The sequence below is a fragment of the Variovorax sp. GW823-FHT02B07 genome (assembly GCF_058797695.1).
Window position 1 is genome coordinate 482,503 of sequence record NZ_JBXAJX010000004.1, and the last position, 21,525, is coordinate 504,027.

Genomic DNA, 21,525 nt, shown 5'->3' on the forward strand with positions numbered 1-21,525 from the left:
GATACGAAGAACAGAGGAAAGCACGATGGGAAAAATCACCGGCTTCATGGAGCATGAGCGCATCGAAGAGGGCTACAAGCCTGTCGAAGAGCGCGTCAAGCACTACAAGGAATTCGTCGTCGGCCTGAACACCGACCAGGCCAAGGTGCAGGGCGCACGCTGCATGGACTGCGGCACGCCGTTCTGCAACAGCGGCTGCCCGGTCAACAACATCATTCCGGACTTCAACGACCTCGTGTACCGCGACGATTGGCAGAACGCCTTCGCGGTGCTCGACTCGACCAACAACTTCCCCGAGTTCACCGGCCGCATCTGCCCCGCGCCCTGCGAGGCTGCCTGCGTGCTCAACGTGAACGACGACGCGGTCGGCATCAAGTCGCTGGAACACGCGATCATCGACCGCGCCTGGGACGAAGGCTGGGTGGCGCCGCGCGTCGCCAAGCACAAGACCGGCAAGAAGGTCGCGGTGGTGGGCTCCGGCCCGGCCGGCATGGCCGCCGCGCAGCAACTGGCGCGCGCCGGCCACGACGTCACGCTGTTCGAGAAGAACGACCGTGTCGGTGGCCTGCTGCGCTACGGCATTCCCGACTTCAAGATGGAGAAGTCGCACATCGACCGCCGCGTCGAGCAGATGAAGGCCGAGGGCGTGACCTTCCGCACCGGCGTCATGGTCGGTGCCGCGAAAGACCCGCTGGGCAAGGGCTCCAAGGTCACCAACCTGGCCAAGGAAACCGTCACGCCCGAGCAGCTGCAGAAAGACTTCGACGCCGTGGTGCTCACCGGTGGCGCCGAGCAATCGCGCGACCTGCCTGTGCCCGGCCGCGATCTCGACGGCATCCACTTCGCGATGGAGTTCCTGCCGCAGCAGAACCGCGTCAACGCTGGTGACAAGGTCAAGGGCCAACTGCGCGCCGACGGCAAGCACGTCATCGTCATCGGCGGCGGCGACACCGGCTCCGACTGCGTGGGCACCAGCAACCGCCACGGCGCCGTGAGCGTCACGCAGTTCGAACTGATGCCGCAGCCGCCGGAAGAAGAGAACCGCCCGCTGACCTGGCCCTACTGGCCGATCAAGCTGCGCACCAGCTCCAGCCATGAAGAAGGCTGCGAGCGCGAGTTCGCCATCTCGACCAAGGAATTCATCGGCGAGAAGGGCAAGGTCACCGGCCTGAAGACCGTGCGCGTCGAATGGAAGGACGGCAAGATGCAGGAAGTGCCCGGTAGCGAGCAGATCCTCAAGGCCGACTTGGTGCTGCTGGCGATGGGCTTCATCAGCCCCGTGGCCACCGTGCTCGACGCCTTCGGTGTCGAGAAGGACGCCCGCGGCAACGCGCGCGCCACGGTCGACTTCATCGGCGGCTATGCCACCAATGTGCCCAAGGTGTTCGCCGCAGGTGACATTCGCCGCGGCCAATCGCTGGTGGTGTGGGCAATTCGCGAGGGCCGTCAAGCGGCGCGTTCGGTCGACGAATTTTTGATGGGATTCAGCGACTTACCGCGCTGATTTTTGTTTCATTTGAAGCGGCGCCGTTCGCGGCCCCGTTATCATCCGCGGAAACCGCATGCCGGGATGCCTCACAAGGCGCCCGGCTTTTTTATTGTGATGGACCCAGCCACACCACCGTCTTCCTCCTTCGTCGAATTCCGCGATGTCACGTTCGGCTACGGCGCGCGCGCGATCCTCGATGGCGTGTCGTTTTCCGTGCCGCGCGGCAAGGTGACGGCGTTGATGGGGGCATCGGGTGGCGGCAAGACCACCGTGCTGCGTCTCATCGGCGGCCAACAGCGCGCCCAACGCGGCGAGGTGCTGTTCGACGGGAAGGATGTCGGCCACTTCGATGTCGCGACGCTGTATGCGGCGCGGCGCCGCATGGGCATGCTGTTCCAGTTCGGTGCGCTGTTCACCGACATCAGCGTGTTCGACAACGTGGCCTTTCCGCTGCGCGAGCACACGCAGCTGTCGGAAGCGTTGGTGCGCGACATCGTGCTCATGAAGCTGGACGCCGTCGGCCTGCGCGGCGCGCGCGACCTGATGCCCAGCGAGGTGTCGGGCGGCATGGCGCGGCGCGTGGCGCTGGCCCGCGCGATCGCGCTCGACCCCGACCTCGTGATGTACGACGAACCCTTTGCGGGGCTCGACCCGATCTCGCTCGGCACGGCCGCACGGCTGATCCGCCAGCTCAACGACGCGCTCGGCCTCACCAGCATCATCGTGTCGCACGATCTCGAGGAAACCTTCCGCATCGCGGACCACGTGATCATCCTGGCCAACGGCGGCATCGCCGCGCAGGGGCGGCCCGACGAGGTGCGCGAAAGCGTCGATCCGCTGGTGCATCAGTTCGTCAATGCGCTGCCTGACGGGCCGGTGCACTTCCACTATCCGGGCGTCAGTATCGAAGACGATTTCGGGAACCGGGAAGGGGGGCGCTCATGACCTGGTGGAAGCCCGCCGACGTCGGCTTTGCCGTGCGCAGCCAACTGGCCGACATGGGCCATGCGGCCAAGCTGTTCCTGCGCCTGCTCGGCCCGGGCGCGCAGATCATGCGGCGCTTCGGGCTGGTGCGTGACCAGATCCATTTCCTGGGCAACTACTCGCTCGCCATCATCGGCGTGTCGGGTCTGTTCGTGGGCTTCGTGCTCGGGCTGCAGATGTACTACGCGCTGCAGCGCTACGGCTCGTCCGAGGCGCTTGGCCTGCTGGTGGCGTTGAGCCTCGTGCGCGAACTCGGTCCCGTGGTGGCGGCCCTGCTGTTCACCGGGCGGGCCGGCACCTCGCTGACGGCCGAGATCGGCCTCATGAAGGCCAACGAGCAGTTGAGCGCCATGGAAATGATGGCGGTCGATCCGGTGCAGCGCATCCTCGCGCCGCGCTTCTGGGCCGGCGTTATCACCATGCCGCTGCTGGCGGCCGTGTTCAGCGCGGTCGGCATCATGGGCGGCTATGTCGTGGGCGTGCTCATGCTGGGCGTCGACCCGGGCGCGTTCTGGGGCCAGATGCAAGGCGGCGTTGATGTCTGGCGCGACGTCGGCAACGGCGTCATCAAGAGCATCGTGTTCGGTTTCACCGTGACCTTCGTCGCGCTGCTGCAGGGCTTCGAGGCCCAGCCGACGCCCGAGGGCGTGTCGCGCGCCACCACGCGCACCGTGGTGATGGCGTCGCTGGCGGTCTTGGGGCTCGATTTCCTGCTCACCGCCATGATGTTCAGTATCTAAAGGGGCTCCGGCTCCATCGTTCTAGACAGAGAGTGCAAACCATGCAACGTTCCACCAACGACATCTGGGTCGGCCTGTTCGTGCTGATCGGCGGCGCCGCATTGCTGTTCCTGGCGCTGCAGTCGGCCAACCTGCTGAGCCTGAACTTCCAGAAGACCTACACGGTCACCGCGCGTTTCGACAACATCGGCGGGCTCAAGCCCCAGACCGCGGTCAAGAGCGCTGGCGTGGTGGTCGGTCGTGTGGAATCCATCGCGTTCAACGACAAGGCCTTTCAGGCCGATGTGACGCTGGCGCTGCAAAACCGTTACAGTTTTCCCAAGGACAGCTCGCTCAAGATCCTGACCAGTGGCCTGCTCGGCGAGCAGTACATCGGCATCGAGGCGGGCGCCGAGGAAAAGAACCTGCAAGCCGGCGACACCATCACCGCGACCCAATCGGCCGTGGTGCTGGAGAACCTGATCAGCCAGTTCCTGTACAGCAAGGCCGCCGAGGGGAATACGGCGCCGGGAACAGCCAACAAGAAATGACCACACGACTTTTTTCGTCGATTGCTATTAAAAGTGTAGCTAGCTCCGCCCGTTGGGCCACCGCCACCGTCGGTTTCGCCCTCGTGGCCGGATGCGCCACCGGATCCGGCGCAAGCCCGACCGACCCCTTCGAGCCGTACAACCGCGGCATGACGCGCTTCAACGACACCGTCGACGAGGCCGTGCTGGAGCCCGTGGCCACTGCCTACCAGAACGTGGTGCCCTCGCTGGTGCGCCAGGGCGTGACCAACTTCTTCAGCAACCTCGGTGACATCTGGAGCCTGGCCAACAACGTGGCCCAGCTCAAGCTGCAGAACAGCGCCGAGACCTTCATGCGGCTGAACGTCAACACCTTCTTCGGCCTGGGCGGCCTGCTCGACGTCGCTTCCGAGGCGCGCCTGCCGCGCCACGAGGAAGACTTCGGCCAGACGCTGGGCTACTGGGGCGTGGGCGCCGGTCCGTACGTCGTGCTGCCGTTGCTCGGCCCCTCGACGCTGCGCGACACGATCGCCCGGCCGCTCGACATGTACGGCGACGCGCAGGGCCATATCCACGACATCGCCTGGCGCAATTCGCTGGCAGGCCTGCGTGTCGTGGACACCCGCTCGCGCTACCTGGGCGCCACCCGCCTGCTCGACGAAGCCGCGCTCGACAAGTACTCGTTCACGCGCGATGCGTTCCTGCAGCGCCGCCGCAACCAGGTCTACGACGGCAACCCGCCGGACGACGACAACGCCGGCAAGTGACGGCAAAAGGGGGCGGATGGGGTGGTCCTGCTTGCATCCGGTTGCAAGGCTTCACCTCCGCTTCAGGAACCCGGTCGGCCTGGCGCCTGTCGAAACCGTTCCTGTCTCAGCACGGAGCCATTGGCTGCACCGTGCAGGGAAGACAATTCAACCTGAGGGACTCACCATGAACAACAAGATCTTGCTGCAACGACGCGACATGGGCCGCCTGGCATTGGCCGGCGCGCTGCTGTTCGGCGCCGCCACCGCCTTCGTGCATCAGAGCGCATTCGCGGCCGATGAAGCCCCCGACGCGCTCGTCAAGCGCCTGTCGACCGACGTGCTCGAGACCATCAAGGCCGACTCGTCGATCAAGGCCGGTGACATCAACAAGATCATGCTGCTGGTCGACAGCAAGATCATGCCCAACGTCAACTTCCAGCGCATGACCGCCTCGGCCGTCGGCCCGGCCTGGCGCCAGGCCACGCCCGAGCAGCAAAAGCGCCTGCAGGACGAGTTCAAGACCCTGCTCGTGCGCACCTACGCCGGCGCGCTCGACCAGGTGAGCGACCAGACCGTCACCATCCGCCCGTTCCGCGGCGCCCCCACCGACACCGACGTGCTCGTGCGCACCGAGGTCAAGGGCCGCGGCGACCCGGTGCAGCTGGACTACCGCCTCGAAAAGACCCCGGGGCAGGGCGCCGGCTGGAAGGTCTACAACCTGAATGTGCTGGGCGTGTGGCTGGTCGACACCTACCGCACCCAGTTCGCGCAGGAGATCAACAAGAGCGGCATCGATGGCCTGATTGCCGCGCTGGCCGCGCGCAACAAGGGCAACGGCAAGGGCTGACGGGCGCACGCCATGCTGGTCCTTCCCTCCCGACTCACCCACGACGAGGCTCCTGCCTGCATGCGCATGCTGCAGCAGGGGCTCAAGGGCCAGACCGATTCGTCGTCCACCGTGGTCGACGCCACGGCACTGGCCCAGTTCGATTCCTCCGCGCTGGCGGTGCTGCTCGAGTGCCGGCGCGAATCCAGCGCGCTGGGCCGGGGGTTCTCGGTCAAGGGCCTGTCGCCGCGCTTGCGCGAGCTGGCCGCGCTGTACGGCATCGCGGGCCTTCTGCCCGCCGCGCCCTGACCCCCTAGCGCGTGCGTGGCACTGCTGCGGTCAGCAGCGCGAGTGCCTTGTTCAGGGTCGAGGTCGCGAATCGCTCTCCCTTGGAGTGGCCGATGCGCACGACCACAAGATCGTGCGACGGAATCACGAGCACGAATTGGCCCCCTGCGCCGAGCATGTAGTAGGCCGTCGTCGGCGCCGCCAGTGCCCCCGTTCCATTGATCCAGAAAAATCCCCCGTAGATGGGGCGCTGGTCTGCGGTCCAGGCCGGTGCGGCCGTGCTCACGAAATTGACGAACCCCTCGGGAAGAATGCGCTCACCGTTCCACACGCCGTCCTGCAGGTAGAGATTGGCCAGCCGGGCCCAATCGCGCGCCGACATGAAGTCGTAGCCTTGCGTGAGGAAGTTGCCGTAGGGATCGGTCTCGATCACCATGGAGCGGATGCCGATCTTGTCGAAGATGGCGCGCTGCGGGAACGAGAGGTACTCCTCGCCGCGCTTCTCGACCCCAAGGCGGACCAGGTAATTGGCAAGCACCGGATCGGTGTTGCGGTAGCGGCCCACCGTGTTGGGCGGCCATTGCTGCGGTCGGGTCGCGGCGTAGTTGAATGCGTTGATCCGGCCCGTGTAGTAGTAGATGTGATCGGGGTAGGTGCCGTTGGGATCGAAGTCCGGATCGTCCGGGGCCTTGATGCGCAGCCCGCTGGACATGCGCAGGATGTCGGCAATGCGGATCTGCTGGCGGCCGTCGCCGGCACCTTGCCATTCGGGAATCGGCGCGGGCTGGTCGAGCTTGTACACGCCCTGCTTGATCAGCACGCCCATCATCGTGGCCACGACGCTTTTGCCCATCGACCATGATTCGAGCGGCGTTGTCGCGTTGATGCCGCTCATGTAGCGCTCGCCGATGAGCCGCCCCTTGTGCGTGACCACGAAGGCCGCGGTGTAGGCCTCCGTGGTTTCGAAGGCGGCGCCGAGGGCCTGGTTCACCTTGGCCATGTCGACGTCGGCGGGCGGCGGGTCGTTCGGCAGCACATCGCCCATGGGCCAGGGCACGGTCGTGGGGTCGGCCAGCGCGCTCTTGACATTGACGGGTGTGAAGAGAACATCGTCCTTGCCGGGCGGCAGCGTGATGCAACCCTGCGAGCCGAAGTGGCGGGCCACCAGCGTCGGGCCGCCGTTGGGCATCGTGATGCGGACCTCCTTCTTGGTGCGGTCGACCACCGGCGCACCCACCTTCTTGCGCTGTTCGTACGGCCCCGTGAAGTACCCGATGGTTTCGGCGGCGACTGCAGGATCGAGTCCGGTGATGAAGACCGCCGAGCACATGGCCTTGGCATAGCCGGACGTGTTGTGCTCCAGCACATCGCCGGGTGGTGGCACGTAGGGCGTGTCCAGCTCCAGGCACTTGGCGCGCGCAATGAGTGCATCGCGGGCTGGCAGCTGGGCCGAACCGGCAGATGAAGTGCAAGGTTGGGCGGTGCCGCCCCCTGCGCCAGCGCCTGCGCCGCCGCCAACAAGGGCGATGCCGCCACCTCCGCCGCCACCACCTCCTCCTCCCCCGCAAGCAGTCAGCACCATCGCCAGGAGCAGGGCGGCAACGGTTGGGAGGGGGCTGCGGGTCAAACACTTCATTGGCGTTCCTCGCGATGGGCGGTTGCGGTGCGCAGAATCGGCACCGGCGGGATTGTGGGTGAACTCCGGGCCGATGCCTAGCGCGGCCGGCTCCCCGCGTTCACCCCTGAGCAGCGCCGAAAAACCCATCGCCCGTAAAATCGCGGGCTCCCATGCCCGCGATCTCATTCCAGTCGGTCTCCAAGACCTACCCTCCCTCCCGTCAGCAACGCGCCCAAGGCAAGCAGGGGCTGCGTGCGGTCGACGAGGTTTCCTTCCAGATCGAGCCGGGCGAGTTCTTCGGCCTGCTCGGCCCCAACGGCGCGGGCAAGACCACCCTCATCAGCATGCTGGCGGGCCTGTCGCGGCCCACGGCGGGCGCGATCAGCGTGCATGGCTTCGACGTGCAGCGTGACTACGCCGAAGCCCGGCGCCAGCTCGGCATCGTGCCGCAGGAGCTGGTGTTCGACCCTTTCTTCAACGTGCGCGAGTCGCTGCGCATCCAGTCGGGCTACTTCGGCATCAAGAACAACGAAGCCTGGATCGACGAGCTGCTGCAGAGCCTGGGCCTGGCCGACAAGGCCACCGCCAACATGCGCCAGCTCTCGGGCGGCATGAAGCGCCGCGTGCTGGTGGCGCAGGCGCTGGTGCACAAGCCGCCGGTCATCGTGCTCGACGAGCCCACGGCCGGTGTCGACGTCGAATTGCGCCAGACGCTCTGGCAGTTCGTCGCCAAGCTCAACAAGCAGGGCAGCACCGTGCTGCTCACCACCCACTACCTCGAAGAGGCCGAGGCGCTGTGCAGCCGCATCGCGATGCTCAAGCTCGGCAAGGTGATCGCCTTGGACCGCACCAGCGAGCTGCTGAAGTCGGCCGCGAGCAACGTGCTGCGCTTCAAGACCGACGCCATGCTGCCCTGGGCCATCGCCCAGCACGCGCGCATCACCGGGCGCATCGTGCAGCTACCGGCGCAGAACGCGCACGAAGTCGAACAACTGCTGGCTGCGATCCGCGAAGCCGGCGTCGCGGTGGAAGACGTGGAAATGCGCAAGGCCGACCTGGAAGACGTGTTCATCGACCTGATGGCGGGCGAGCAGACGCCGCTGGAGGTGTCGCGATGATGGCGGTCACGGGCTGGCGCGCGCTCCTGTACAAGGAAACGCTGCGCTTCTGGAAGGTCGGCTTCCAGACCGTCGGCGCGCCGGTGCTCACCGCGCTGCTGTACCTCATGGTGTTCGGTCACGTGCTCGAAGGCCGCGTCACGGTCTACGGCTCCGTGGGCTACACCGCCTTCCTGATCCCCGGCCTCGTGATGATGAGCGTGCTGCAGAACGCGTTCGCGAACAGCTCGTCCTCGATCATCCAGAGCAAGATCATGGGCAACCTCGTGTTCGTGCTGCTCACGCCGCTGTCGCACTGGGGCTGGTTCTTCGCCTACGTGGGCTCCTCGGTGATCCGCGGGCTGGCGGTGGGCGTGGGCGTGTTCGCCGTGACCGTCTTCTTCGCCGTGCCGAGCTTCGTGGCGCCGGTGTGGATCCTGGTGTTCGCGCTGCTGGGCTCGGCCATGCTGGGCACGCTCGGCCTCATCGCCGGGCTCTGGGCCGAGAAGTTCGACCAGATGGCCGTGTTTCAGAACTTCCTGATCATGCCCATGACCTTCCTGTCGGGCGTGTTCTATTCGATCGGCTCGCTGCCGCCGTTCTGGCAGAGCGTGAGCCACCTGAACCCCTTCTTCTACATGATCGACGGCTTCCGCTACGGCTTCTTCGGGGTGAGCGACGCTTCGCCCTGGCTGAGCTTCGGCATCGTCGGTTCCGCCTGGCTGGTGGTGAGTGCGATTGCCGTTCACCTCCTGCGCATCGGCTACAAAATCCGCGGCTGATCCCGCCTTCCAAGACCCCATGACCGCTGACGAACTCCAAGCCATCATCGCTGCCCATCTGCCGTGCGAGCACATCACGCTCGAGGGCGACGGCCGACATTGGTACGCGACCATCGTCTCGGCCGAATTCGAGGGCAAGCGCGCCATCCAGCGCCACCAGCGGGTCTACGCCACCCTCGGTGCGAAAATGCACACCGACGAGGTGCATGCGCTCTCGATGAAGACCTATACGCCGGCCGAATGGGCCGCCGTGGACAAATGACTTTCCGGCCCCTGCGGGCCTCCTGATTTCGCTGGATCCTTCATGGACAAACTTTTGATTCGCGGCGGGCGTGAGCTTCGCGGCGAAGTGCTCATTTCCGGCGCCAAGAACGCCGCGCTGCCCGAGCTGTGCGCGGCGCTGCTGACCGACCAGCCCGTGGTGCTGCACAACGTGCCGCGCCTGCAGGACGTGTCGACCATGCTCAAGCTGGTGCGCAACATGGGCGTGACGGCCGAGGCCGACGACAACGGCACCGTGCGCCTGAACGCCGGCGAGCTCGGCAACCCCGAGGCCCCCTACGAACTCGTGAAGACCATGCGCGCCTCGGTGCTGGCACTGGGCCCGCTGTTGGCGCGCTTCGGCCACGCCAAGGTGTCGCTGCCCGGCGGCTGCGCCATTGGTTCGCGGCCGGTCGACCAGCACATCAAGGGTCTGCAGGCGATGGGCGCCGAGATCGTGGTCGAGCACGGCTACATGGTCGCGCGCCTGCCCGAAGGGCGCACGCGGCTGAAGGGCGCGCGCATCCTGACCGACATGGTCACCGTCACCGGCACCGAGAACTTCCTCATGGCCGCCGCACTGGCCGAGGGCGAGACGCTGCTCGAGAACGCGGCGCAAGAGCCCGAGATCATCGACCTGGCCGAGATGCTGATCCGCATGGGCGCGAAGATCGAAGGCCACGGCACCAGCCACATCCGCATCCAGGGCGTCGAGAAGCTGCACGGCTGCGAGCACGCCGTGGTGGCCGACCGCATCGAGGCCGGCACCTTCCTGTGCGCCGTGGCGGCCACGGGCGGCGAGGCCTTCCTGCGCCACGCGCGCGGCGACCACCTCGACGCCGTGATCGACAAGCTGCGCGACGCCGGCTGCACCGTCGTGACCGAGCCCGACGGCATCCGCATCGGCTCGCAGGGCCCGGCCTACGACCACCTGAAGGCGCAGAGCTTCAGCACCACCGAATACCCCGGCTTCCCGACCGACATGCAGGCCCAGTTCATGGCCCTGAACGTGATCGCGCGCGGCGCCTCGATGGTCACCGAGACCATCTTCGAGAACCGCTTCATGCACGTGAACGAGATGGTGCGCCTGGGCGCGCGCATCCACGTCGAGGGCAAGGTCGCGATGGTCGAGGGCGTGCAACAGCTCTCGGGCGCCACCGTGATGGCCACCGACCTGCGCGCTTCCGCCAGCCTCGTCATCGCCGGCCTCGTGGCCGAGGGCGAGACGCTGGTCGACCGCATCTATCACCTGGACCGGGGCTATGACCGCATGGAATCGAAACTGCGCGGCCTCGGTGCCGACATTGAACGCGTGACCGGAGCCGCCGCATGATCACTTTGGCTCTTTCCAAAGGCCGCATCTTCGAAGAGACGATGCCCCTGCTGGCCGCCGCCGGCATCGAGGTCACCGAAGACCCCGAGAAATCGCGCAAGCTGATTCTTGAAACCACCCGTCCTGACGTGCGCGTGGTGCTGGTGCGCGCCTCCGACGTGCCCACCTACGTGCAGTACGGTGGCGCCGACCTCGGCGTGACCGGACTGGACGTGCTGCTCGAGCACGGCAACCAGGGCCTGTACCAGCCGCTGGACCTGCGCATCGCGGCCTGCCGCCTCAGCGTGGCCGTGCGCGCCGACTACGACTACGCCTCGGCCGTGAAGCAGGGCTCGCGCCTGCGCGTGGCCACCAAGTACGTGGGCCTGGCGCGTGACTTCTTCGCCAGCAAGGGCGTGCACGTCGACCTGATCAAGCTCTACGGCAGCATGGAACTGGCGCCGCTCACGGGCCTGGCCGACGCCATCGTCGACCTGGTCTCGACCGGCAACACGCTCAAGGCCAACCACCTCGTCGAGGTGGAGCGCATCATGGACATCAGCGCCCGGCTGGTCGTCAACCAGGCCGCGCTCAAGCTCAAGCGCGAACCCATTCGCCGCATCATCGACGCCTTCGCGTCCGCCATTCCCTCCGCCTGAACCTCAAGCCCATGACTCTGCAAGCAGCCCCCGCCCGACTGTCCACGAACTCAGCCAGCTTCGACGCTGAATTCAAGGCGCGGCTGCATTGGTCCGCGGACGACGACGCGGCCATCGAGAAGGTGGTGGCCGACATCCTCGCCGACGTGCAAAAGCGCGGCGACGAGGCGGTGCTGGAGTACACCAACCGCTTCGACAAGCTCGACGCGAAGACGCTGCCCGAGCTGGAGCTGACGCAGGCCGAGCTGAAGGCCGCGTTCGAGGGCCTCCCGGCCGCGCAGCGCGACGCGCTCGAAGCCGCCGCGCGCCGCGTGCGCAGCTACCACGAGGCGCAGAAGAAGGCCTCGGGCGAAAGCTGGAGTTACCGCGACGCCGACGGCACGCTGCTCGGCCAGAAGGTCACGCCGCTCGACCGTGTCGGCATCTACGTGCCGGGCGGCAAGGCCGCATACCCGTCGAGCGTGCTGATGAACGCCATTCCCGCGCACGTCGCGGGTGTGGGCGAAATCATCATGGTCGTGCCCACGCCGAAGGGCGAGAAGAACCAGCTCGTGCTCGCCGCCGCCTACGTGGCGGGCGTCACGCGCGGCTTCACCGTCGGCGGTGCGCAGGCCGTGGCCGCGCTGGCCTACGGCACGGCCACCATCCCGGCCTGCGACAAGATCACCGGCCCCGGCAACGCCTACGTGGCCGCCGCCAAGCGCCGCGTGTTCGGTACCGTGGGCATCGACATGATCGCGGGCCCGAGCGAGATCCTGGTGCTGGCCGACGGCTCCACGCCGCCCGACTGGGTGGCCATGGACCTGTTCAGCCAGGCCGAGCACGACGAGTTGGCCCAGAGCATCCTGCTGTGCCCCGACGCCGCCTACATCGATCGCGTGCAGGCCGAGATCGACCGCCTGCTGCCGACCATGCCGCGCGCCGAGATCATCGCCGCCTCGCTCAACGGCCGCGGCGCGCTGATCCACACGAAGAGCATGGAAGAGGCCTGCGAGATCAGCAACCGCATCGCGCCCGAACACCTGGAAGTCAGCAGCAGCGAACCGCACCGCTGGGAACCGCTGCTGCGCCACGCCGGCGCGATCTTCCTGGGCAACTTCACCAGCGAGAGCCTGGGCGACTACTGCGCCGGCCCGAACCACGTGCTGCCCACGAGCGGCACGGCGCGCTTCTCGAGCCCGCTGGGCGTGTACGACTTCCAGAAGCGCTCCAGCCTCATCGAGGTGAGCGAGGCTGGTGCGCAGGTGCTGGGCCCGATCGCGGTCACGCTGGCTGAAGGCGAGGGCCTGCAGGCGCACGCCGAAGCCGCGCGCATGCGCCTGCGTAAGATCTGAGGCTCCAACAACCCCGCTTCAGGGAGGAGCACGCCAGATGATTCAACGCCTCTATCGCTCGCGATTTTTCCGTTTCGCCACCGGCCTCGTTGCCGGTGCCGCCTTGCTGGCCGCCTGCACCCAGATGCCGCAGAACCGCGCCGAGACGACGGCGATGGCGGCCACGTCCAGTGCTGCAAAGCCTGCACCCGCGCCGGCCCAGCTCGGCACGCAATGGGGCGAGGGCATCGAGTCGAAGACCCGCACGGTGGCCGCCAAGCGCCTGTCCGACCAGCCCGACGACGTGGCCTCGATCGGCTACAACGACGCCGCCAGCGTGCGCCGCGACGCGGGCAGCAACCCCGAGCGCCGGCTGAACCTGCAGCTGGCCCAGGGCGACATCGAATGGTCGGTGCTCGACGAGAACGACCGCCCGTTGCCGTTGCAGCGCGCACGTCGAAGCGGCAACGACATGTTCCGCCTCGCCGGCGTCGAAGGTGCGCGCTACACGCTGCGCTTTCGCAACCTCAGCGACCGCAGCTACGAGGTGATCGCCACCGTCGACGGCCTGGACGTGCTCAACGGCAAGCCCGGCAGCCTGCGCAACGGCGGCTACGTGCTGCGCCCGCAGCAGACGCTCAACATCGAGGGCTTCCGCAAGAGCCAGAGCGAAGTGGCCGCCTTCCGTTTCGCCACGCCGGGCCGTGCCTACGCCGCGAACACCGAGGCCGGCGACGTGCGCAACATCGGCGTGATCGGCGCCGCGCTGTTCGAGCTCGAAGAGCCGAACGCCCCGCGCCGCACCCGCCGCGACGCCTCGCCGTCGCAGCCCAGCGCCTTTCCGGCCGACGGCGCGTACGCACCGCCGCCGCGCTACCGCAAGTAAGCCAGCGAGGCCATGCAACGCGCCGCCGTCCTGCTGTTGCCGCGCCTGCCGGCGCTGCTGCTCGCCCTGGCGGCCGGTGCGATCGGCGCCGGCGCGCAGGCCATGAGCATCCGCGAGCTGCGCACCCTCGAAGCCAACGAGAAGGACGGCAAGGCCTACGCCAGCTACTACCTCGTCGGCGTGCTCGAAGGCCTGCGCGAGGGCGTCGAATCGTCGCAGCGCAACGGCCAGGTGCCGCCGTTCTGCATCGAGGGCCGCCGCCTCGAACCCTCGATGGCCCGCTCGCTCTACCAGACCGAGCTGAGCCGCAACGCCGACAGCTACGAAGCCGACATGCCCGTGCAACTGGTCATGGCCGGCGCCCTCCGCAACAGCTACCGCTGCACCCGATGACCGTTTCCGATTCTTCCGCTTCCGACAACCGCCTGCCGCTCGACCGCATCCGCGCCGACGTGCGCGCCATGCACGCCTACGCGGTGCAGGACGCGCGCGGCTTCCTCAAGCTCGACGCGATGGAGAACCCCTACGGCCTGCCACCCGCGCTGCAGGCCGAACTGGGCGCACGCCTGGGTGCGCTGGCGCTCAACCGTTACCCCGGCGACCGCGGCGCCGACCTGCAGCGCGCGCTGGCCGCCCATGCGGGCCTGCCCGAAGGCTTCGGGCTGATGCTGGGCAACGGCTCGGACGAACTGATCTCGCTGCTGGGCATCGCCTGCGACCAGCCCGGCGCCGCCGTGCTCGCGCCCGTGCCCGGCTTCGTCATGTACGCGATGAGCGCCCAGCTGCAGGGCCTGCGCTTCGTGGGCGTGCCGCTCACGGCCGATTTCGAGCTCGACGAGGCCGCCATGCTGGCCGCCATCGCGCGCGAGAAGCCGGCCATCGTCTACCTCGCCTACCCGAACAACCCGACCGCCAACCTCTGGGACGACGCCGTCATCGAGAAGATCGTGCAGGCTCAGGGCGCGCAGGGCGGCCTGGTGGTGATCGACGAGGCCTACCAGCCCTTCGCCGCGCGCAGCTACATCGACCGGCTCGCCAAGCACCGCCACGTGCTGCTGATGCGCACCCTGAGCAAGTTCGGCCTGGCCGGCATCCGCCTGGGCTACCTCATGGGCCCCGCGGCGCTGGTCGCCGAGATCGACAAGGTGCGCCCGCCCTACAACATCAGCGTGCTCAACTGCGAGGCAGCGCTGTTCGCGCTGGAGCACGCGGCCGTGTTCGAGGCCCAGGCGCGCCAGATCCGCGAGGGGCGCGACCAGCTCATGGCCGCGCTGGCCCGGCTGCCGGGCGTGAAGACCTGGCCCAGCGACGCCAACATGATCCTGCTGCGCGTGCCCGATGCCACCCGTACCTTCGAGGGCATGAAGGCCCGCGGGGTGCTGGTGAAGAACGTTTCTAAAATGCATGAACTGCTCGCCAACTGCCTGCGCCTCACCGTCGGAACGGCCGACGAGAACGCGCAGATGCTGGCGGCGCTCGAAGCCTCACTATGACCACCCCCACGACCCCGGGCAGCACCGATCGCATCGCGACGGTCACCCGCCACACCGCCGAGACGAAGATCACGGTCAGCGTCAACCTCGACGGCACCGGCAAGGCCAAGCTCTCCACGGGCATCGGCTTTTTCGACCACATGCTCGACCAGATCGCCCGCCACGGGCTGATCGACCTGGACATCGACTGCGAGGGCGACTTGCACATCGACGGCCACCACACGGTGGAAGACGTGGGCATCACGCTCGGCCAGGCCGTGGCCAAGGCCATCGGCGACAAGAAGGGCATCCGCCGCTACGGCCATGCCTACGTGCCGCTGGACGAAGCGCTCAGCCGCGTCGTCATCGACTTCTCGGGCCGCCCCGGCCTCGTGATGCACGTGCCCTTCACCAGCGGCATGATCGGCACCTTCGACAGCCAGCTCACCTACGAGTTCTTCCAGGGCTTCGTGAACCACGCCTTCGTCACGCTGCACATCGACAACCTGAAGGGCGTGAACGCGCACCACCAGTGCGAGACCGTGTTCAAGGCCTTCGCGCGCGCCATGCGCGGCGCGCTGGAGCTCGATCCGCGCTCCGTCGGCGTCATTCCCTCGACTAAAGGTTCGCTCTGAAACTCCCCGGCGAACAGCTATGAAATCTGTAGCAAAGAATTCCGTCGCGGTCGTCGACTACGGCATGGGCAACCTGCACTCCGTGTCGCAGGCCGTGCGCCATGCGGCCGACCAGGTGGGCGTGGAGGTGTTCGTCACCTCCGACCCGGACGTGGTGCGCCAGGCCACCCGTGTGGTGCTGCCGGGGCAGGGCGCCATGCCTGACTGCATGCGCGAGCTGCGCGACTCGGGCCTGCTCGAGTCGGTGCTCGAAGCCGCGGCCAGCAAGCCGCTCTTCGGCGTGTGCGTGGGCATGCAGATGCTGCTGTCGCGCAGCGACGAAGGCCCAACCGACGGCCTGGGCCTCATTCCCGGCGAGGTCGTCAAGTTCGACCTGGCCGGTCGCCTGCAGCCCGACGGCAGCCGCTTCAAGGTGCCGCAGATGGGCTGGAACCAGGTGCGCCAGGCCCAGCCGCACGCGGTGTGGGCGGGCATTCCCGACCAGAGCTACTTCTATTTCGTGCACAGCTTCTACGCGTGTCCGGCGGATGCCCGGCACAGCGTGGGCGAGGCCGATTACGGGGCATGCTTTACCGCGGCCATCGCACGCGATAACATTTTTGCCACCCAGTTCCACCCGGAGAAGAGTGCGGACCATGGGCTGCAGCTGTATCGCAACTTCCTCCACTGGAATCCCTGACCTTATATTCCCGCCCGGGCCGCACCGTTCGCAGCCCGGCTTTCGCACACTCGCGTCACTTCCATGCTCCTCATTCCCGCCATTGATCTCAAAGACGGCCACTGCGTTCGCCTCAAGCAGGGCGACATGGACCAGTCCACCATCTTCAGCGAAGACCCCGCCGCCATGGCCCGCAAATGGGTCGAGGCCGGCGCCCGTCGGCTGCACCTGGTCGATCTGAATGGCGCCTTCGCCGGCAAGCCGCAGAACCACGCGGCGATCAAGGCAATCCTGAAGGAAGTCGGCGACGACATCCCGGTGCAGCTGGGCGGCGGCATCCGCGACCTGGACACCATCGAGCGCTACATCGACGACGGCCTGCGCTACGTGATCATCGGCACCGCCGCGGTCAAGAACCCCGGCTTCCTGAAGGACGCCTGCAGCGCCTTCGGCGGCCACATCATCGTGGGCCTCGATGCCAAGGACGGCAAGGTCGCCACCGACGGCTGGAGCAAGCTCACGGGCCACGAGGTGGCCGACCTGGGCAAGAAGTTCGAGGACTACGGCGTCGAATCGATCATCTACACCGACATCGGCCGCGACGGCATGCTCTCGGGCATCAACATCGACGCCACCGTCAAGCTCGCGCAGGCGCTGACCATCCCTGTGATCGCCTCGGGCGGCCTGTCGAACATGGCCGACATCGACCAGCTCTGCGCGGTCGAGTCCGAGGGCGTCGAGGGCGTGATCTGCGGCCGCGCCATCTACTCGGGCGACCTCGACTTCGCCGCCGCCCAGGCGCGCGCGGACGAGCTGGCCGGCGCCTGACGCCTTTCCTGTAGCGGCGCGTGCTCTCCGCGCTCGCCATTGCCAACTACCGCTCGCTGCGCCAGCTGACGGTGCCGCTGGGCCGCCTCACGGTGGTCACGGGCGCCAACGGCAGCGGCAAGTCGAGCGTGTACCGCGCGATGCGCCTGCTGGCCGACATCGCCAACGGTGGCGTGATCCGCTCGCTGGTGCGCGAGGGCGGGCTGTCTTCCACGCTGTGGGCCGGGCCCGAGCGCTTTTCGGCGGCGATGCTGCGCGGCGAACAGCCGGTGCAGGGCACCATGCGCAGCGAGCCGGTGGCGCTGAAGCTGGGCTTCGCCGGCGCCGAGGCCGACGATTTCGGCTACGCCATCGACATCGGCCTGCCGCCGCCGGTCCCGTCCTCGGCCTTCTCGCACGACCCGCAGATCAAGCACGAGGCGATCTGGAGCGGCCCGCTGCTGCGCCCTTCCACGCATCTGGTCGACCGCAAGGGCGCCGCGCTGCGCCTGCGCGACGGCAAGGGCTGGCAGGCCGTCGGCCGGCCGATCCCGGCCTTCGCCAGCATGATGACCGAGCACGCCGACCCGCGCGACGCGCCCGAGATGCTCACGCTGCGCGAGCAGATGCGCTCCTGGCGCTTCTACGACCACTTCCGCTCGGACGCCGACGCCCCTGCGCGCCAGCCGCAGCTGGGCACCTACACGCCCGTGCTCGCCAACGACGGTGCCGATCTGGCCGCGGCCCTGCAGACCGTCCGCGAGATCGGCGACGGCGAGGCGCTCGACAGCGCCGTGGACGACGCCTTCCCGGGCGCCCGCATCGAGGTGCAGGCGAACGGCGACCGCTTCGAGACGCTGATGCACCAGCACGGCCTGCTGCGGCCCCTGACGGCCGCCGAACTGTCGGACGGCACCCTGCGCTACCTGCTGTGGATCGCGGCGCTGCTGACGCCCCGTCCGCCCGCGCTGCTGGTGCTCAACGAGCCCGAGACCAGCCTGCACCCCGACCTGCTGCCGGCGCTGGGCCGCCTCATCGCGCAGGCCGCGCGGTCGTCGCAGGTGATCGTGGTGTCGCACGCGGCGCGCCTGATCGCCGCCCTGGACGACAGCGACGGCCTGCAGCCGGTGGTGCTCGAAAAGCGCTTCGGCGAGACCCGCATCGCGAACCTCGACATGAGCGAGATTCCGCGCTGGGAGTGGCCGGCGCGGTAGAGAGGGCAGGCCGGCCTACTCGGCCTTCACCGCCATCGTCTGGATGATCGTTTCCAGTTGCGCGCTCATTGGCAGGTTGAGGCTTTCCCCCGAGGGCAGCTTGCGCATGAACCAGCGCTTGTACTGCCGGTGGATCTCGCCGTCTTCCGCCAGCACCTGGAAGGTGTCGACCACCACCTTGTTTAGCTGCGGGTCGCCCTTGCGGTACATGACCGCGTAGGGGTCGTAGGAGAGGAAGTCGCCCACCACCTCGTACTGCGCCTTGGCGGCGTCGCGGGCGATCAGGCCGTAGAGCAGCACGTCGTCGGTGGCGAAGGCGTCGGCCTGGCCTTCTTTCACGAGCGCGAACGACTCGGCATGGTCGCGCGCCACCTTCAGCTCGATGTTGAGCTTGAACTTCTGCGACAGGTCGCGCAGCGTCTTCTCGTTGGTGGTGCCGGCCGTCACGGCCACCTTCTTGCCGGCCAGGTCGCGGAACGACTGGATCGGCGCGCCCTTCTTCACCAGCACCTTGGTGCCCGAGACGAACATGGTCGGCGAGAAGGCCACGCGCTTCTGGCGCTCCAGGTTGCTGGTGGTGGAGCCGCACTCGAGGTCGACCTGGCCGCTCACGACCGCGTCGATGCGCGAGTCGGAGGTGACGGGCACCCACTTGATCGTGAGGCTCTTGTTGACCGTGTCCTCGATGGCCGTGACGAGCGCGCGGCACAGCTCGATGGAATAGCCGATCGGCTCCTTGCGCGCGTTGAGGTACGAGAAGGGCACCGACGCCTCGCGGTGGCCGATGGCGATGGTGCCGCTCTCGCGCACCTTGGCCAGCGTGCCGGTGAGGAGCTCCTGCGCCTGCGCGGGGCCGGCCGGCAAGGCCAGGGCCACGGCTGCCAGCAGCCATGCGGCGACGGCGGAGGGCAGCGTGGCGATGCGCGTCATGGCGTGGCGCCTCACGCGTGCGCCGGATGGGCGAGGGTGGCCGCGGCTTCCTCGTCGAGCACCTTGGCGTTGGCCTCGGCATCGCTCTCGGACAGCAGCTCGCCCTCCCACTTGGCGACCACGGCCGTGGCGATGGAATTGCCCACCGCGTTGGTGGCCGAGCGGCCCATGTCCAGGAAGGTGTCCACGCCCAGGATCAGCAGCAGGCCGGCCTCGGGAATGTCGAAGTGGTTCAGCGTGGCGGCGATCACCACCAGCGAGGCGCGCGGCACGCCGGCCATGCCCTTGGAGGTGAGCATCAGGATCAGCAGCATGGTGATCTGCGTGCTGATCGGCATGTGGATGTCGTAGGCCTGCGCGATGAACAGCACGGCGAAGGTGCAGTACATCATTGAGCCGTCGAGGTTGAACGAGTAGCCCATCGGCATCACGAAGCTGGAGATCTTGCGCTTCACGCCGAAACGGTCGAGCGCCTGCAGGATCTTCGGGTAGGCGGCTTCGGAACTCGCGGTGGCGAACGACAGCAGGAACGCCTCCTTGATGAGCACCAGCAGCTTGAACACGCGCGGCCCCAGGAACAGCAGGCCGGCCATGATGAGCACGCCCCACAGCACGAACAGGCCCAGGTAGAAGTCGCGCATGAACACGGCGAACTTGACGAGAATGCCCAGCCCGTTCACGGCCACGGTGGCGGCCATGGCCGCCAGCACCGCCAGCGGCGCGAGCTTCATGACGTAGCCCGTGATCTTGAGCATGGCGTGCGACAGCTCCTCGATGGCGGCCACCAGCGTCTTGGCCTTGTCGCCGAGCGAGGCCAGCGCCACGCCGAAGAACATCGAGAACACCACGATCTGCAGGATCTCGTTGTTGGCCATCGCCTCCACGAACGACTTGGGCACCGTGTGACTCACGAAGTCCTTGAAGGTGAACTTGTTGGTCGCCAGGTTGGCCGAGGCGCCGATGTCGGGCAGCGGCAGGCCCAGGTTCTCGCCGGGCTTGAGCAGGTTGGCCATGACCAGGCCGATCACCAGCGAGATCAGCGAGGCCGTGAGGAACCAGCCGATGGCCTTGCCGAACACACGGCCGACCGACTTGGCGTCGCCCATGTGCGCGATGCCCACCACCAGCGTGGAGAACACCAGCGGGCCGATCAGCATCTTGATCAGGCGCAGGAAGACGTCGGAGACGATGGAGACGTAGTCCGCGATCTCCTTGGCGGCCTTCTTGTCGGGAAAGCTGGTGAAGATCATGTAACCGACGATGATGCCGAGCACCATGGCGATCAGGATCCAGGCGGCCATGGGCAGCTTTTTCTTCATGCGTATCCCCTTTGTCGTGTGAGAGTGGTTCTTTTCGAGTGCACGGGACCGACCCGGCACAGGGTATCCAAGAAAGGCGGATGCACGCAATGGCCCGCTGTCAGGATGCGGCGGCTGCCTACAATTCCTCACATGGATATCCGCTCGATCGAGTTTCGAGGCCAGCCGGCGTTGCACGCCGTGGCGGCCGATGGCAGCACGCTGACGGTGGCGCTGCATGGCGCCCAGGTGCTTTCCTGGGCCCCGGCCCGCGGTGGGGAGCGACTGTATCTGAGTCCGAAGGCCGTTTTTGACGGCCAAACCGCCATCCGCGGCGGCATTCCCCTGTGCTGCCCCCAGTTCAACCAGCGCGGCATGCTCCCCAAGCATGGCTTCATGCGCAATCTGCCTTGGATTCGCGAGGAATCGGGCGCGCCCGACACGCTGCGGCTGGTGCTGCGCGACAACGACGCCACCCGCCGGCTCTGGCCGCATGCCTTCGAGGCGCGGCTGGACGCCACGCTCGCCGCCGGCCGGCTGCGCACCGCGCTCACCCTGACCAACACCGGCGACGCGCCCTGGCCGTTCTCGGCCGCGCTGCACACCTACCTGCGCGTGGACGACATCGCCGCCGTGCGCCTCGAAGGCCTGCAGGGCGCCGCCCGCTGGGACGCGGTGCGCGACGTGCGCCAGACCGAAACCGCTGCCGCGCTGCAGTTCGACGCCGAGTTCGACAGCGTCTACACGGCCCCGGCGCAGCCGCTGCGGCTGGTGCAGCCCGACGGCACGCTCGAAATCACCCAGAGCGAAACCTGCACCGAAACCGTGGTCTGGAACCCCGGCGCCGCGCTCGGTGCGACACTCGCGGACATGCCCCCAGAGGGCTTCCGCCACATGCTGTGCGTCGAGGCGGCCCGCATCGACGAACCCGTCGTGCTGGCGCCCGGCGCCCAATGGCAGGGCTGGCAACAGCTTTGCGTTCTCTGATTTCTCCCTGG

The 21,525-nt window shown here is 67.5% G+C and carries 24 protein-coding genes; 21 read left to right on the forward strand and 3 right to left on the reverse strand.

Going from position 1 to position 21,525, the window contains the following annotated elements:
* The first annotated feature begins 25 nt into the window (after nt 1-25).
* The 7 genes from AC1RGU_RS23020 to AC1RGU_RS23050 all read left to right on the forward strand — a co-directional run bounded on the left by AC1RGU_RS23020 (nt 26) and on the right by AC1RGU_RS23050 (nt 5,606).
* Complete coding sequence (locus AC1RGU_RS23020; RefSeq protein ID WP_062471739.1) at nt 26-1,504, forward strand: glutamate synthase subunit beta; 1,479 nt, start codon at nt 26-28, stop codon at nt 1,502-1,504.
* 66 nt (nt 1,505-1,570) lie between these two features.
* Entirely contained in the window at nt 1,571-2,434 is an 864-nt protein-coding gene (locus AC1RGU_RS23025) for an ABC transporter ATP-binding protein (RefSeq protein WP_492698270.1), read from the forward strand.
* A complete protein-coding gene (gene mlaE / locus AC1RGU_RS23030; protein ID WP_062471733.1) occupies nt 2,431-3,213 on the forward strand; it encodes a lipid asymmetry maintenance ABC transporter permease subunit MlaE in 783 nt (260 codons plus the stop codon). The genes AC1RGU_RS23025 and mlaE overlap by 4 nt, the downstream gene beginning before the upstream one ends.
* Nucleotides 3,214-3,254: 41 nt before the next feature.
* The gene (mlaD, locus tag AC1RGU_RS23035) at nt 3,255-3,743 is read left to right on the forward strand and encodes an outer membrane lipid asymmetry maintenance protein MlaD (protein ID WP_062471729.1); all 489 of its coding nucleotides are present in this window, start codon (nt 3,255-3,257) and stop codon (nt 3,741-3,743) included.
* Complete coding sequence (locus AC1RGU_RS23040; RefSeq protein WP_492697843.1) at nt 3,740-4,489, forward strand: MlaA family lipoprotein; 750 nt, start codon at nt 3,740-3,742, stop codon at nt 4,487-4,489. The genes mlaD and AC1RGU_RS23040 overlap by 4 nt, the downstream gene beginning before the upstream one ends.
* Nucleotides 4,490-4,655: 166 nt before the next feature.
* Nucleotides 4,656-5,318: an MlaC/ttg2D family ABC transporter substrate-binding protein gene (locus AC1RGU_RS23045; RefSeq protein ID WP_070059936.1), complete on the forward strand. Its 663-nt coding sequence runs from the start codon at nt 4,656-4,658 to the stop codon at nt 5,316-5,318.
* 12 nt (nt 5,319-5,330) lie between these two features.
* On the forward strand, nt 5,331-5,606 hold the full coding sequence (locus tag AC1RGU_RS23050) for an STAS domain-containing protein (protein ID WP_062471718.1): 276 nt from the start codon (nt 5,331-5,333) through the stop codon (nt 5,604-5,606).
* Between the two features lie 4 nt (nt 5,607-5,610).
* On the opposite strand, the gene AC1RGU_RS23055 is transcribed toward AC1RGU_RS23050, so the two are convergent.
* Nucleotides 5,611-7,221, reverse strand: a complete 1,611-nt coding sequence (locus AC1RGU_RS23055) for a serine hydrolase domain-containing protein (protein WP_492697840.1) — start codon at nt 7,219-7,221, stop codon at nt 5,611-5,613.
* A 152-nt stretch (nt 7,222-7,373) separates the two neighbouring features.
* Here AC1RGU_RS23055 and AC1RGU_RS23060 point away from each other — a divergent pair, with 152 nt between their 5' ends.
* The 13 genes from AC1RGU_RS23060 to AC1RGU_RS23120 all read left to right on the forward strand — a co-directional run bounded on the left by AC1RGU_RS23060 (nt 7,374) and on the right by AC1RGU_RS23120 (nt 18,299).
* Entirely contained in the window at nt 7,374-8,321 is a 948-nt protein-coding gene (locus AC1RGU_RS23060; protein ID WP_070059934.1) for an ABC transporter ATP-binding protein, read from the forward strand.
* Nucleotides 8,318-9,082 carry an ABC transporter permease gene (locus AC1RGU_RS23065; RefSeq protein WP_487847952.1) on the forward strand — a complete coding sequence of 255 codons (765 nt, stop codon included), beginning with the start codon at nt 8,318-8,320 and terminating at the stop codon, nt 9,080-9,082. The genes AC1RGU_RS23060 and AC1RGU_RS23065 overlap by 4 nt, the downstream gene beginning before the upstream one ends.
* 19 nt (nt 9,083-9,101) lie before the next feature.
* Nucleotides 9,102-9,344, forward strand: coding sequence for a BolA family protein (locus AC1RGU_RS23070; RefSeq protein ID WP_062471708.1), 243 nt, complete (start codon nt 9,102-9,104; stop codon nt 9,342-9,344).
* 42 nt (nt 9,345-9,386) lie between these two features.
* Nucleotides 9,387-10,676: a UDP-N-acetylglucosamine 1-carboxyvinyltransferase gene (gene murA, locus AC1RGU_RS23075; RefSeq protein WP_369631365.1), complete on the forward strand. Its 1,290-nt coding sequence runs from the start codon at nt 9,387-9,389 to the stop codon at nt 10,674-10,676.
* Nucleotides 10,673-11,314, forward strand: coding sequence for an ATP phosphoribosyltransferase (gene hisG, locus AC1RGU_RS23080; RefSeq protein WP_095949879.1), 642 nt, complete (start codon nt 10,673-10,675; stop codon nt 11,312-11,314). The genes murA and hisG overlap by 4 nt, the downstream gene beginning before the upstream one ends.
* Nucleotides 11,315-11,325: 11 nt before the next feature.
* On the forward strand, nt 11,326-12,648 hold the full coding sequence (gene hisD / locus AC1RGU_RS23085; RefSeq protein WP_159274022.1) for a histidinol dehydrogenase: 1,323 nt from the start codon (nt 11,326-11,328) through the stop codon (nt 12,646-12,648).
* 37 nt (nt 12,649-12,685) lie between these two features.
* Nucleotides 12,686-13,513, forward strand: coding sequence for a hypothetical protein (locus tag AC1RGU_RS23090; RefSeq protein WP_095949881.1), 828 nt, complete (start codon nt 12,686-12,688; stop codon nt 13,511-13,513).
* A gap of 12 nt (nt 13,514-13,525) precedes the next feature.
* Nucleotides 13,526-13,906 carry a hypothetical protein gene (locus AC1RGU_RS23095; protein WP_070059929.1) on the forward strand — a complete coding sequence of 127 codons (381 nt, stop codon included), beginning with the start codon at nt 13,526-13,528 and terminating at the stop codon, nt 13,904-13,906.
* Entirely contained in the window at nt 13,903-15,006 is a 1,104-nt protein-coding gene (gene hisC, locus AC1RGU_RS23100) for a histidinol-phosphate transaminase (protein WP_492697836.1), read from the forward strand. Before AC1RGU_RS23095 ends, hisC begins: the two co-directional genes overlap by 4 nt.
* The gene (gene hisB / locus AC1RGU_RS23105) at nt 15,003-15,620 is read left to right on the forward strand and encodes an imidazoleglycerol-phosphate dehydratase HisB (RefSeq protein ID WP_062471688.1); all 618 of its coding nucleotides are present in this window, start codon (nt 15,003-15,005) and stop codon (nt 15,618-15,620) included. Before hisC ends, hisB begins: the two co-directional genes overlap by 4 nt.
* Nucleotides 15,621-15,639: 19 nt before the next feature.
* Nucleotides 15,640-16,299, forward strand: a complete 660-nt coding sequence (gene hisH, locus AC1RGU_RS23110) for an imidazole glycerol phosphate synthase subunit HisH (RefSeq protein ID WP_062471685.1) — start codon at nt 15,640-15,642, stop codon at nt 16,297-16,299.
* A gap of 63 nt (nt 16,300-16,362) precedes the next feature.
* Nucleotides 16,363-17,106: a 1-(5-phosphoribosyl)-5-[(5-phosphoribosylamino)methylideneamino]imidazole-4-carboxamide isomerase gene (hisA, locus tag AC1RGU_RS23115; RefSeq protein ID WP_062471681.1), complete on the forward strand. Its 744-nt coding sequence runs from the start codon at nt 16,363-16,365 to the stop codon at nt 17,104-17,106.
* 20 nt (nt 17,107-17,126) lie between these two features.
* Nucleotides 17,127-18,299 carry an AAA family ATPase gene (locus tag AC1RGU_RS23120; protein ID WP_492697833.1) on the forward strand — a complete coding sequence of 391 codons (1,173 nt, stop codon included), beginning with the start codon at nt 17,127-17,129 and terminating at the stop codon, nt 18,297-18,299.
* Nucleotides 18,300-18,314: 15 nt separating this feature from the next.
* Here AC1RGU_RS23120 and AC1RGU_RS23125 read toward each other — a convergent pair whose 3' ends face one another.
* Together AC1RGU_RS23125 and AC1RGU_RS23130 are read right to left on the reverse strand one after the other, a co-directional pair.
* Nucleotides 18,315-19,229, reverse strand: a complete 915-nt coding sequence (locus AC1RGU_RS23125) for an amino acid ABC transporter substrate-binding protein (protein WP_492697831.1) — start codon at nt 19,227-19,229, stop codon at nt 18,315-18,317.
* 11 nt (nt 19,230-19,240) lie between these two features.
* Nucleotides 19,241-20,548: a dicarboxylate/amino acid:cation symporter gene (locus tag AC1RGU_RS23130; protein WP_070059926.1), complete on the reverse strand. Its 1,308-nt coding sequence runs from the start codon at nt 20,546-20,548 to the stop codon at nt 19,241-19,243.
* A 132-nt stretch (nt 20,549-20,680) separates the two neighbouring features.
* Here AC1RGU_RS23130 and AC1RGU_RS23135 point away from each other — a divergent pair, with 132 nt between their 5' ends.
* Nucleotides 20,681-21,514: a D-hexose-6-phosphate mutarotase gene (locus AC1RGU_RS23135; protein ID WP_492686164.1), complete on the forward strand. Its 834-nt coding sequence runs from the start codon at nt 20,681-20,683 to the stop codon at nt 21,512-21,514.
* Nucleotides 21,515-21,525 lie beyond the last annotated feature (11 nt).